Origin of the sequence: Ferrimonas marina, from assembly GCF_900129905.1 — a bacterium.
Lineage (GTDB): Bacteria > Pseudomonadota > Gammaproteobacteria > Enterobacterales > Shewanellaceae > Ferrimonas > Ferrimonas marina.
This window is the reverse complement of sequence record NZ_FQXG01000001.1, coordinates 575323-588177: the sequence shown is the minus strand read 5'-3', so window position 1 is coordinate 588177 and position 12855 is coordinate 575323. Positions and strand designations below refer to the sequence as shown.

General features: G+C 62.1%; 9 protein-coding genes. 3 read left to right on the top strand and 6 right to left on the bottom strand.

The genetic code is table 11. The features are described from left to right. Positions 1–33: 33 nt before the first annotated feature. Both BUC04_RS02710 and BUC04_RS02705 read right to left on the bottom strand, forming a co-directional pair. Positions 34–1797 (bottom strand): ABC transporter ATP-binding protein, encoded by a 1764-nt coding sequence (locus tag BUC04_RS02710; RefSeq protein ID WP_067658308.1) that lies wholly within the window; start codon positions 1795–1797, stop codon positions 34–36. Further along, positions 1787–3526, bottom strand: coding sequence for an ABC transporter transmembrane domain-containing protein (locus BUC04_RS02705; RefSeq protein ID WP_067658305.1), 1740 nt, complete (start codon positions 3524–3526; stop codon positions 1787–1789). Before BUC04_RS02705 ends, BUC04_RS02710 begins: the two co-directional genes overlap by 11 nt. 259 nt (positions 3527–3785) lie before the next feature. On the opposite strand from BUC04_RS02705, the gene folD reads away from it, so the two are divergent. Then, on the top strand, positions 3786–4652 hold the full coding sequence (folD, locus tag BUC04_RS02700) for a bifunctional methylenetetrahydrofolate dehydrogenase/methenyltetrahydrofolate cyclohydrolase FolD (protein ID WP_067658302.1): 867 nt from the start codon (positions 3786–3788) through the stop codon (positions 4650–4652). A gap of 410 nt (positions 4653–5062) precedes the next feature. On the opposite strand, the gene BUC04_RS02695 is transcribed toward folD, so the two are convergent. Then, positions 5063–5695 carry a deoxynucleoside kinase gene (locus tag BUC04_RS02695; RefSeq protein WP_067658299.1) on the bottom strand — a complete coding sequence of 211 codons (633 nt, stop codon included), beginning with the start codon at positions 5693–5695 and terminating at the stop codon, positions 5063–5065. Between the two features lie 261 nt (positions 5696–5956). Next, positions 5957–6979, bottom strand: a complete 1023-nt coding sequence (dmeF, locus tag BUC04_RS02690) for a CDF family Co(II)/Ni(II) efflux transporter DmeF (RefSeq protein WP_067658296.1) — start codon at positions 6977–6979, stop codon at positions 5957–5959. A 331-nt stretch (positions 6980–7310) separates the two neighbouring features. Here dmeF and BUC04_RS02685 point away from each other — a divergent pair, with 331 nt between their 5' ends. Next, a complete protein-coding gene (locus tag BUC04_RS02685) occupies positions 7311–7613 on the top strand; it encodes a hypothetical protein (RefSeq protein ID WP_067658293.1) in 303 nt (100 codons plus the stop codon). A gap of 113 nt (positions 7614–7726) precedes the next feature. Here BUC04_RS02685 and BUC04_RS02680 read toward each other — a convergent pair whose 3' ends face one another. Both BUC04_RS02680 and BUC04_RS02675 read right to left on the bottom strand, forming a co-directional pair. Next, entirely contained in the window at positions 7727–10087 is a 2361-nt protein-coding gene (locus BUC04_RS02680; RefSeq protein ID WP_067658290.1) for a GH36-type glycosyl hydrolase domain-containing protein, read from the bottom strand. Next, a complete protein-coding gene (locus BUC04_RS02675; protein ID WP_067658287.1) occupies positions 10084–11445 on the bottom strand; it encodes an MFS transporter in 1362 nt (453 codons plus the stop codon). Before BUC04_RS02675 ends, BUC04_RS02680 begins: the two co-directional genes overlap by 4 nt. A 150-nt stretch (positions 11446–11595) precedes the next feature. Between BUC04_RS02675 and BUC04_RS02670 the strand changes: the two genes are divergently transcribed. Beyond that, complete coding sequence (locus BUC04_RS02670) at positions 11596–12672, top strand: lactonase family protein (RefSeq protein WP_082766614.1); 1077 nt, start codon at positions 11596–11598, stop codon at positions 12670–12672. Positions 12673–12855: the final 183 nt, after the last annotated feature.

Sequence of the window (12855 nt, the reverse complement as noted above, 5' to 3'; positions counted from 1 at the left end):
TTCGTTGGAGGGTGATAGCCCTTTGGGGCAGGATTACTGCTCCTCTAGTGCCTCGACCCGGGCCGCTTGCTGCTGCAGTCGATACATCGCCTGGTAGGTGCCGCCCTCCAGTGCCATCAGCTCGGCGTGGGTGCCCTGCTCGCTGATCCGCCCCTGGGCCAGCAGTACGATCTGATCTGCCTGCTTGATGGTGGAGAGCCGGTGTGCCACGGCAATCAGGGTGACCTTACCCTGCAGCTCGGCCAGGGCCTGCTGCACCACCTGCTCGGTTTCGCTGTCGATGTTGGCGGTGGCCTCATCCAGCAACAGGATCTTTGGCTGGGCCGCAAGGGCCCGGGCGATCACCAGTTGTTGGCGCTGGCCGGTGGAGAGACGCAGCCCGCCTTCCCCCAGCTCGGTCTGGTAGCCGTTGGGCAAGCCGGTGATGGCCTGGTGCAGGTGGGCCTTGTGGGCGGCCTGCTCCACCTGCTCCTGGCTCAGACCCCGTCCCATGTCGATGTTGTTGAACACGGTGTCCGCCAGGATAAAGGGCTCCTGGGGGATCAGGCCAATGCCCTGGCGCAGCGCCTGCTGGCACAGATCATTGATGTCGCTGCCGCCGAGCTCAATCTGGCCGCGCTGGGCCGGGTAGAAGTCCAGCAACAGCGAGAGCAGGGTACTTTTACCGGAGCCAGTGTGGCCGACGATGGCGTAGAAGCCGCCGTCGGGGATCGCCAGCTCCAACTGGTGCAATACCGGCTTATCGGCCTGGTAGGCAAAGCTCAGCTTATTCAGGCGGATGGTGCCATCCTCCAGCTGACGGGGGCTGTCGCCGTAGTGCTGTTCCTCCTCCTGCAGCAGGGTGGCAACCCGGTCACCGGCCACCATCGCCTGCTGGTAGAGGTTAAAGCGCTGGGTGATCTCCGCCAGCGGCTCGGTGAAGCGACCCATGTAGCTTAAGAAGGCGTACAGCACGCCGACCTCGGCCACGCCCGCCACCACTTGCTGGCCGAACAGGGTGAGCAGACCCAGGATGGTGAGGATGGAGAGCAGATCGATGGCCGGGCGCAGCAGCGCACCACTGGCGCGGATGGTGCGCATTCGCGCCCGGTAATACTCCTGGTTGACCGCACCGAAGCTGCCGAGGAATCGCTCGCTCTGGTTGCTGGCCTGGATCACCGCCATGCCGCCGATGGACTCGTTGATGTTGGCGTTGATGTCGGAGCGCAGCTCACGGCTGTGGGCCACCGCCGGGCCGCTGAGCTTCTGGTAGAGGTAGATGATCCCCACCACCGCGGGCACCAGTCCCAGGGCGATCAGCATCAGGGTCGGGTCCAGCAGGGCCATGGCGATCAGGATCCCCACCAGCATCACCACGTTACCCAGCACATTGGAGAGGAACTGGACGTAGAGATCCTTAATCGCTTCGGTGTCGTTGGTGATGCGGCTGACCAGCTGGCCGGTACGGGCGTGGTCGAAATAGCTCATCGGCAGGCGGATCACCCGGGCAAAGGCGCGCTTGCGGATATCCTGCACCGCGTTGAGCGCCATCTCGGTGAAGCTTAGCGCCTGGATAAAACGCAGACCGGCGGCGCCGAGCTGACAGGCCAGGTAGATCAGCAGCAGGGTGATCAGCGGCGTTGGCTCCATCACCCCCTGCATTAGGTAATCGTCGATGTAGATCTTGGCCAGCAGCGGGCCCACCACATCCAGCGCGGTGCCCACCAGCAACAGCGCCAGCGCCTTGGCCAGCAGGGCCTTGTCCGCGACGATGTAGCGGCTGAGCATCTTAAAGGTTCCCCGGGACTTAGCTGACATCCTTAAGCTCCGCTTCCATCTGTTGGTAGGTCCACATCCGGCTGTACCAGCCATCGCTCTGAACCAGATCTGCGTGGCGACCCCGTTCGGCGATCTGGCCATGGTTCAGTACCAGGATCTCATCGGCGTCTTTCAGCGCGCTCAAGCGATGGCTGATGATGATCCGGCTTTGCTGCGGTCGGTGCTTGGCCAGGGCATCGAGGATCTGGCGTTCGGTCTCCATGTCCACCGCGGAGAGGGCGTCGTCGAGGATCAGGATCGGTGCCTCGCTCAGTAGCGCCCGGGCAATGGCGATGCGCTGGCGCTGGCCACCGGACAGGGTCACCCCCCGTTCCCCCACCATGGTTTGGTAGCCCTCGGGAAAGCGCAGGATGTCCTGCTCTACCGCCGCCAATGCTGCGGCCTGGCCGATGCGACTCTGATCCGCCTCCGGCTCTGCCAGGGCGATGTTCTCCGCGATGGTGGTGCTGAACAGGAAGGGATCCTGGGGCACCAGGGCGTAGGCACTGCGCAGCTGTGACAGCGGGTAGTCGGACAGCGGCCGTCCCTGCAGGGTGATGGCGTCGCCGCAATCGAATTGGCGCAGCAGCAGGCGGACCAGGGTGGTCTTGCCGGCACCGGTGGGCCCGGCGATGCCGATGGTCTTGCTCTCGGGCAGGGACAGGTCCAATCCGGACAGGGCGGGTTGCTGGTCCTCCGGGTAGGTGAAGCTCAGGTTGTGCAGGGCCAGATCGCTGCCCTGGCGGGTGTGGGTGCCCTGGTCAGCGACGCTGTCCGGGGTCTCCAGCAGACTGTTAAGGCGCTTGATGGCAGCGCTGCCGCGCTCGACGATGTTGAGCAGCCAGCCAAAGGCAAACATCGGCCAGATCAGCTGGCCCAGGTAGAGCGAGAAGGCGGTGAGCTGGCCGATGGTCAGTTCTCCAGCCTGGATCAGCACGGTGCCAAAGCCCAGGGTCAGGGCGGTGGCCAGAGCCAGACTGATGAAGATTGCCGGGTCGTACATCGCCTCACTCTTGGCCACCTGGTAGGTCTTGTCGGCGGCCTGATCGGTGATGCGATCAAACTGGCGGCTCTCGACCGTTTCCCGGCCCATCGCCTTGACCAGGCGGATCCCGGCAATCGCTTGCTGGGTGGTTTCATTCAGTTCGGAGAAGCGCTCCAGCGACTGGTGAAAGTGACGATGCAGGCGGCGGGAGATGCGGTAGAACGCCAGCCCCATAAAAGGGAAGGGCAGCAGTGCCACCAGGGTCAGGCGCCAGTCGATCAGGGTCAGCATCATCAACAGGATCAGGGCGAAGGTGAGCAGGCCGTCGAAGCCGGACAGGATCCCTTCGCCGGCGGCCATCTCCACCGCGTCGACGTCGTTGGTGGCACGGGCCATCAGATCGCCGGTGGAGTGGGAAGAGAAAAACGCCTGACCCTGACCGGTCAGACGTCGATAGAAACGCAGCCGCAGTTCGCCACCGAGGCGGTAGGAGGCACCAAACAGCACCACCCGCCAGCCAAAGCGCAGCAGGTAGAGCGCCACCCCGATCCCCAGCAGCATCGGCAGGAAGCCCTGGTCCCAGCCAAAGGCCTGGGGGTCTTCAATCAGCCCATCCATCACTTGGCCTATCAGATAAGGGACACTGATGTTGAGCAGTGCCACAATCAACAGCATTGCCAGGGCCAGTAGATAGGTACCGATGTGTTGCCGGAAGAACCATCGGAGGTGGTGAAACAGCGTCATTGGGGTTCCTGAGGGTAAGCGGAGGTCGATAATAGCACAGCGCGATCTCGGTCACGTTTCCAGAGTGTAACAGTGAATGAAAACAGTACGTTAGCCTTTAGCTCGGGTAATCTGCAGAAAGATCCGGGCGGACACGGATGGGCGAAGCTCGCTATCGTTAGGGGCTGCGCTGCCGGCTGCCGTAATCAACGACAGCACCGTGTCGCCCGAACCGAACCACGGCCCCTTTGGGTCAGCGAAGCAAGGAGAAAACAGGGATATGAACGCGAAGGTGATCGACGGCAAGGCGCTGTCTGCCGAGGTACTGGCCGAGGTGACGGCGTCGGTGAGCGAGATCCAGGCCCAGGGCCTGGCGACACCCTGTTTGGCGGTGGTGCTGGTGGGGGAAGACCCGGCCAGTCAGGTGTACGTGCGCAACAAATTGCGACAGTGTGAGGCCACCGGCATTCGCAGTGTCGAGCATCGCTTGGCGGCGGACACCTCGGAAGCGACACTGCTGGAGTTACTGGCAAAGATGAACGCCGATCCGGCGATCCACGGGATCCTGGTGCAACTGCCGCTGCCGGCGCAGATCGACGAGCAGAAGGTGATCGCCGCCATTGACCCGGCCAAGGACGTCGATGGCTTCCACCCCGAGAACATGGGGCGGCTGCTGGCAGGCGATGAGAGCGTGCTGGTGCCTTGCACCCCGCTGGGTTGCCTGTTGATGCTCAAGCACACCCTGGGGGACAGCCTTAAGGGCAAGCACGTGGTGGTAGTCGGGCGCTCCAACATCGTTGGTAAACCGGCGGCGCTGCTGACTCTGCAGCAGCACTGTACCGTCACCATCGTCCACTCCCGCACCCAGGATATCGAAGCGGTGTGCCGTCAGGCCGATATCCTGATCGTGGCGGTGGGCCGTGCCGAGATGGTCGGCGCCGACTGGGTCAAGCCCGGTGCGGTGGTGCTGGATGTGGGCATTAACCGGGTAGAGCGCGACGGCAAGGCCAAGCTGGTGGGGGATGTAGACTACGCCGCGGTGGCGAGCATCGCCTCAGCGATTACGCCGGTACCCGGTGGGGTCGGGCCGATGACCATCGCCTGCCTGTTGCGCAACACCCTGCAGGCCTACCAGCAACAGCGCTGATAAGATCAAGCCAAGCGAAAGCACTTAATTTTGTAGTTTGGCACTGTTCAATAGGCTCCCTTTGTGACACTGCAAGTTAAGTATCCTAACTGGACTCTATGCCCCAACAGCTTTAAGCCGACTTTGAGGTGCCTGAGCGGAAGCGGGATTGCCAAGGCTGAGGGCCAGGATGGCCCGAATGACCAGCGGAGACAGGGATGTCGACTCTGGTCTATGCCACTAGGCAATAACGTTGTAGCGAAAATTAAGCGCCGATTGGAGGCAAAGGGGGTTCCAAGGGGGCGAGCCGCCCCTTTGGTTGCTGTCGCCAACGCGACAAAGGTTTTGAGTTCAGCATTGGTGCCAGCGAGGCGATCAAAAAAGGCAGCCCTTGGGCTGCCTTTTTTGCTGTCTGATGCTAAGCGCGCTGGTTACAGGCGGTGCTTAACCCGACGTGCCAGACGCTCGGAGTCACCGAAGTTGTCCCACTGCTCGGTCAGCAGCATGGTGTCCTTGCGGTTACAGATGTGCGGCAAGAAGGCATCGTGACAGTCGGAGATCAGCTTGATGTACTCGTACGGGGTGCCGTTCTCGGCGGCACGGGCACGGCTGAGCATACGCTGGTAGGCGATCTGCGGGCTGGACTTGAGGTACAGCACGGAGGTGACCTTGGGGTAGGCGTCCAGCTTGTCCCAGATGTCGTAGTAGTAGGTCAGGTCTTCACCATCGGGACGGCAGGCTTCCTGCAGGTTGGCCTGGCAGAACACCAGATCAGAGTACAGGGAGCGCTCCAGCACGTAGTTGTAGCTGGGGTCCAGATCGGCGCACAGGCTGGCGCGATGGTTGGTGATGAAGCGCTGGAAGTTGATGCGCTTGGTGGGGTCCTGAGTGAACTCGGCCAGCAGACGCTTGAACTCCGGGTTGGTGTCCACGTCTTCCAGGATCATCTTCCAGGGGCGCTCATCGATGCTGTTGAGATGCTCAACCAGCTTCGGCACCAGGGTGGATTTGCCGACACCAATGTTGCCTTCTACCGCAACGAGTTCAAACTGCTGTTTTCTCATTATTTATCCTCAAGCACTCAGTTCCGCACTGCCCGGACTGACCTCCGGAAACGGCGCGCAATGTTAGCGGTTCACCTGTCCGGATGCCAGTGAAAATTGAGCCGGTGTGGAGTCAAGCCAACAATGGTGAAAAAGTGGCCAAAAGAGTGGAAAAAATGTCGCCGTCATTGGCTTGACAAGCTCCCGGTTGGCACTGTAATGCCGGGCAAAAGAAAGAGCCCCCAGCCAGGCTGGGGGCTCTGTGATGGGTGAGTTCAATGTCTAGGTGGAAGGCAGTTGTGCTTGCTCATATTCGTGCTGATCTAAGTGTTGCTGGTCGCAGTGGTGCACTTCCACGGTGATGTGAGCCAAGCGGGGCAAGTCAGACAGTAGCTGCTTGTAGTGTGCCGGATCTCTGGGTTCATGGGTGACCAGGCTGACGATAGCAGCGCAGTGGTGACCAGAGATCTGCCAAAGGTGCAGGTCCACCACCTTGTTGTCGCTGTCCGCCTCGATTTTGCTTTGCACCTGTTGGGCCAGCGCTGCCTCGGGGCAGCGATCCAGCAGGGTGGGGTAGGTCTGCTTGATCAGACCCCAACCCCAGCGGGTGATGATCACCGCGCCGACGATCCCCATGATGGGATCCAGCCCCGGCAAGTCGAAGTGACGGGCGGCCACTAGGGCGATGATGGCGGTAACCGAGGTGAGCGCATCGGCAATCACATGGAGGTAGGCGGCGTAGAGGTTGTGGTCATGGCTGTGATGACCGTGGTCGTGATGCCCATGCCCATGCCCATGCCCATGCCCATGCCCATGCCCATGCCCGTGGTGATGGTGATGATCATCGCCCTGGTGCAGCAACACCGCACACACAAGGTTCACTACCAGGCCGATCACCGCTACCATCAAGGCGTTGTCGTAATCGATGGCCACCGGTTCCACCAGCCGCCAGATTGATTCCAGCGCCATCAGCAGAGCGACCAGGATCAACACCACGGCACTGGTGAAGCCAGCCAGCATATTGACCTTACCGGAGCCGAAGCTGTAGAGCGGGTTGGTTGCCGCCCTCTTGGCAAAGCGGTAGGCAAACAGCGTCAAACCAAATGCCGCAACATGGGTGCCCATGTGCCAGCCGTCGGCCAATAACGCCATGGAGCCGGTGAGGTAACCCGTGGTTATCTCAATGATCATCATGGTCGCGGTGATCAGAACGGCGTAGAGCGTTCGTCGCTCGTGCTTTCTCTGGCGCTGATCCTCGGCAAAATTGTGCTGGTGCTGCCAGCGCGCTAGCGAATGTTCATGCATGGTAGTGATTATCAGTTACTGGCCGATGAGCTGATTGTACGGCGACATCGAATAATTGTGGTGATCTCTATCACGCTATCGTTCGGGGTTGTTAACCGTTGTTTTCCATATTGTCGCCATTGAGGCTCGGTAACGCTCGCCTCCTGATGACAGGGGCTACAAGTCTTGTTTTGAGCTGTCGGTCCAATCTGTATCAGTGGAGCGGGCTCTCGGCGCTCGCTGCCGATGTGGGCAAAAGTGGGTGCGAATGCTCAGGCTTTGTCCGTTTTGCCCTTGGCCAATCGCTGGGCTTCAGTACACTAGGGAAAACCGGAATGAGCGTTTGATTGCGATGAACGATAAGTACCTGGGCAAGGAGCCCGCCCCCTTTTCGCTGATGCGGATCGATGTCAGCTTTGAGCTGGAAGAGCAACTGGTCGATGCGGTAGAGCATGCCCTGGGGGCCTACGTCGATCACCCGGAGGTGGCGGTGGAGATCGTCACCAGCAGCTACCAGGATGGTCAGTTCGAGCTGGAACTGTGCTATTTCTCCCCCGACGGCAGCTTCAAGCACGAGCTGGTGTGGTTGCATAAGGCGGTGCAGTCGGTGGTGGTGCCGGTACCAACCTTCACGGTGCAGATAAGAGAGGACTAGCTGTTTTGTTGCGATGCTGACCGTCAGCACTGTCGCACTTAGCACGTTGATTGAAAAACAAAGGGGCCAATTGGCCCCTTTGCTGTTTCTGCCGCAAGCCGCGGGACTGTTCGTTAACCCGCCTCGGGTAGGACCACCTCCAGTGGGTAGTGGCTGCCGGGTTGGATCGCCTGCAGCAGGTTGTCTTGCAGCGCCTGGCCCAGGTAGCAAACCCGCATCGCCTCGCAGTGGGGGTCGCGGCGGTAGTGCACCTCGATGATGGCCCCGCGAAAATCACGGGTTACCCGGGCTTCCGGCCAGTGGCTGGGCAGCTGGGGATCGATGCGCAGGCCCTGTCGTTCGCCGCGCAGGCCATAGAGCTGCTCCATCAGGATGCGGCCATACCAGGCGGCGGTGCCAGTCTGGAACAGGCCGCTGGAACGGCCGGCGCTGTCCGGGTACTGGCTGAAGGCACCGCGGTAGTAGTTGGGCAGGAACAGCGGCAACTGACCATGGCGCTGGGCCGTTTCGGGCTCGGTGCCGGGCAGAAGTTCACGCAGTCGGCTAAACGCCTGATCGCCCATTCGCTGCTGGTACAGGGCGTAGACCCAGAACATCGCGGCGTGGTTATAGATGGAGCCGTTCTCGCCGGTACCGGGATACTTCTGGGTGAGTCGGCCGATCCCCTCGTTCATTCCGGTGTAGGCCGGGGCCAGCATCTGCACGCCGTAGGGGGTGCCAAGCTGTTCATCCACCGAGGCCAACAGGCGCTGGGCCTGGTGAGGGTCCGGCGCACCGCTAAGCAGTGCCCAGCTTTGCGGGTTGAGGTAGATCCGACCTTCATGGTTGCTGGCCACCCCAAAGGCGTGGCCCTCATCGTTGATGCCGCGGGCGTACCAGTGGCCATCCCACAGCTGGGCATTGGCCACCTGGTTGAGCTGATCGGCCAGGTGCTGGTAGTGCTCAGCCCGGGCCGGCTGCGGCCAGGCCGCCAGGATCTCGGCCCACTGGCGCAGGGCATAGGCCAGTGCCAGGGTCAGCCAGCCGGATACCCCTTTGCCCTTGTGGCCCACCATGTTCATCGGATCGCACCAGTCCCCCTGTTGGATGTAACACAGGCCACGCTCGTCTCGTTGGGCCAGGTGATACTGCATCGCCCGGTCCAGGTGTTCCGCCACCGTGGCGTGGCTGCCATCGGCGAAGGGGCAGTCCTGATCCAGCAGGGCGTAATCGTTGCTTTCATCCAGGTAGGCCTTCAGCGCCAGCGGCAGCCAGATGCCGTGATCGGTGTGGGGTACCTGGTTGATGTATTGCAGCTGGGCCTGCTCGTGCAGGCGGATGCCGTCGGGCATCTCGCCGCTGGCGTGCTGTTGTGACAGGGCATTGATCAACACCTGGGGATCGGCACCGCCGGTCAATGTGTTGGCGCCGATCCAGTCCTGCAGGTAGTTGCGGGTTTGGGGATCGCCGGTCATGCGATTGAGCGCAACGTGGTAATGGATCTGGCGCGGCAGCCACAGGTTGCTAAAGCGATCCAGTTCGGGATCGGGGCTTTGCGCCTGGACTCGGCCCTTACCCGGGCTCAGGTAGTTACGCAGCCCGGCTTGAGCTTGCTCAAAGCCTTCCGGCGTCATCAGGTAGCGCTGGCGGAGGGTCTCTATCTCATCGCGCTGTTTGGCCATGCCGATGGCAAAACGCAGTGTGACGCGGCCACCGGGGGGCAGCACCGGCTCAAACTGCATCGTCGCTAAGGGTTCGTCATAGCGAGCGGGCTGGTTGTCCAGCTGGGCCTGGCGCAGGGCATCGGGGTTGTGCAGTCCGCCTTCGCCTTCAAATGCCACTCGGCAGCCGCTCCAGCTGCTGGGGGCTTGGTCTGCAAGCAGGTAGCGGTAGACCGGCTGGGCCTGGCTGTCCGGGTAGTCTTGCAAACGCTGATAGGGCGCCGTGGCCTCACTGAGCACGCCGTTGAGTGTCTCGTCAAACTGGGCGGACTGGGCCATCCAGGAGCGGTAGCCCAGCGGGATGTAAGGCACCAGCTTGAGTCGCCGGGTCTCGTTACCGGGGTTGTGCAGGGTCAGCTGCCACAGCTCCACCGGATCGTCCTCCGGCAGTTGCACCGACAGGTTCAGCTCCAGCCCCTTCCAGCCCAGCTGCCACTGGACCCGGTCGGTCTCGGCGCGAAAGCGAAACGAGGCAAAGGAGGCACGCACCGGCTCGTAGGGCAGGGAGCACAGCGCGTCACGATCCCTGTCCTGCAGGTAGAAAAAGCGGCCCGGATGGTGGGCGTAGTAGTTCTGCTCCGGCTGCATAAAGGTTTTGCCCTCCCAGGCCGGGCCTGTGGCGAACTTGACCGGATCCGGCCACATCGCCTGGGCCTGGGCGTAGCCTCGGGCAGTGATCTGCAGCAGCATCCGGCGGTTCCACAGGAAGCTGCCCGCCTTAGGCAGCGCGGTGGGGGAGGTGAGGGTGACCGCCTGATCCGACGACTCGATCATGATTGCGGCTCCCGTTGAAACAGTTGGGTCTGGATCCGCTCCAGGGTGGAGGAGTCCAGCGGATAGAAATAGATGATCCAGGCCGACAGGGCGGCAAACAGCGCCGGGATCAGGCTCATCAGCCAGCGGATCCCCTCACTGGAGGCGTCGGACTGCACCACGTTGGCCTCGTAGCCGAGGCTGGCCAGCAGGTAACCGATGGTGGCACCGGCGGCGGCGCCACCGAGTTTCTGGGCAAAGGCGGCGGCGGAGAACACCATGGCGGTGGCCCGCCGGCCAGTGCGCCAGTGGGAGTAATCAGCGGTGTCGGCGTACATGGAGAACACCAGCGGTGACTTGGGGCCCAACGCCAGGCCGATCAAGCCGTGCAGAACAAAGGTGGCCACCAGGGCATCTGGCGGCAGCAGGTAGAACAGGCTGCACAGCAGCGCGACCAGGCCCATTAGACCCATCAGCAACTTGCGCTTGTCGAAGAAGCGGGTGAGCAGCGGGGTGATCGCCGCCCCCAGTGCCAGCGACAGCATGTAACACAGGGTAAAGCTGCCGATCAGGTCCTCCCGCTGCACCACGTACTTCAGGTAAAAGGTGCCGCTGCTAGCGCGCAGGGAGATGGTCATCATGATCACCATCGCCAGGGCAAACAGCACCAGCCAGGGGCGGTTGGCTAGCAGATCCCGCAGATCCTGGCTGACCGCGTCGGACTGCGGCGGTGCCGGCACCCGCTCCCGGGTGGTGAAGAAGCTGACCAGGAACAGCGCTGCGGCGATGCCACCGTAGAGCATCAGGGTGGCTTGCCAGCCATAGGCTTCGTCGCCCTGACCGAACCAGTTCACCAACTCCGGGGTGAAGTAGGCCACCGCGGAGCCGCCAGAGAAGGCACCGATAAAGCGGAAGGCGGTGAGGGTGGTGCGTTGCTGACTGTCGCCGGACATCACCCCCATCAGCGCGCCATAGGGCACATTGATAAAGGTGTAGGCCAGCATCAGGGCGATGTAGGTGCCGTAGGCCCACAGCACCTTACCGCCATCGCCAAGATCGGGCACGGTGAAGGTCAATACGCCGGCACCGGCCAGGGGCAGGATCCCCCAGACCAGGTAGGGGCGGAAGCGGCCAAAGCGGGTACGGGTGCGATCCGCCAGGGCGCCCATGGCGGGATCGGAGAAGGCGTCGATCAGCCGGGTCACCAGCATCATGGTGCCGACCGTGGCGGCGGGCAGGCCAAACACGTCGGTGTAGAAGATAAAGAGAAACACATCGATCACCCGCCAGTAGATGTTGGAGGCAACATCTCCGGCGGCGTAGCCGAGCTTTTCTCCGGTGGTCAGGGGCTGGCAAGCCCGCGATTGATTGGCGTCCATGCACACTCCAGGCGGTCGTTTGACGGCGCAAGTTAATGAGTTGTGATTACAATGTAAGCGTTTACATTTTGCAATGCCAGTGTTGAAATGCGCTCAGAGTGTGGAATTATCCTTTGGATAGATAACGACTTTTCTCGCAGGGAGCGATGAATGACAAGTAAATGGTGGGCAGTCATGATGTTAGGCCTGACAACCCCGATGGCGGCCCAGGCTGCGTTAGAGCAGCCGTTGCTGGTGGGCACCTATACCAAGGGCAGCAGCGAGGGGATTTACCAGCTGACCCTGGATGAGCAAAGCGGCGAGCTGTCACAGCCGCGTTTGCTGGCCAAGGGCAACAACCCCTCTTACCTGGCGATGCAGGGCAACGAGCTGGTGCTGGCGGCTAACGAGACCGCCCCCGGACAGCTCAGTGTGTTCCGTTGGGAGGAGGGGCGGTTGTCGCTGGCCCAGCAGCTGGACAGTGGTGGACGCTATGGCTGCCACCTGGCGTTGCACCCCGACGGCGATCGATTGGCCCTTGCCCACTATGGCGGTGGTATCGCCCAGTTTCACCAGCACAATGGCCAGTGGCAGGCCCAGGCATTAAGCCAGTATCCGGGGCAGGGGCCGAACCCGGACCGCCAGGAAGCGCCGCACCCCCATTGGGTGAGCTGGAGTCCGGATGGGCAGCACCTCTACAGCATCGATCTGGGCACTGATCAGGTGTTGCTGGTGGACCCGAAAGGCGAGGTGAGCGAAGCGCTTAAGCTGCAGCCGGGGGATGGTCCCCGCCACGGTGTGTTCAGCGACGATGGCAACACCCTCTATATCCTCAACGAGCTGAGCAACACCCTGGTGGTGGCGGCGCGGGACAGTGAGTCCGGCCAGCTGCAGGCACAACAGCGACTCGACACCTTGCCGGCGGAGTTTGACCAGCACAGCCAGGCGGCGGCGATCAAACGTGCCGGCAACAAGCTGTACGTCAGCAACCGGGGCCACAACAGCCTGGCGCTGTTCCAACTGGCTGAGGATGGTCAGGCCCGTCTGGTTCAGCACCGCGCCACCGAAGGAGACTGGCCGCGGGACTTCACCCTGACCAATTCCGGCCGCTGGCTGGTGGTGGCCAATGAGCGCAGCGACAGCCTGGTGAGCTTTGCCCTGGATGAGCAGGGTCACATTGGTGCCGAGGTAAGCCGGCAAACCCTGTCGACCCCGGTGTTTGTGAGCCCCGCCACGCCGGGCGAATAATTCCCCGGCCAGGTAAAGATGCCTGGCCCTGCGGTCGCCCCCTCGAAAGATACGGCGCGGCAACCCACAAAGCCCGGTTCCAGACCGGGCTTTATCGATTTGTCGGGTGATGAAGGCTGGGTTTAATCGAGTCCGAATCCGGACTTCGGTCAAATAGTGGTGGATTGACGGGGAAACCGAACT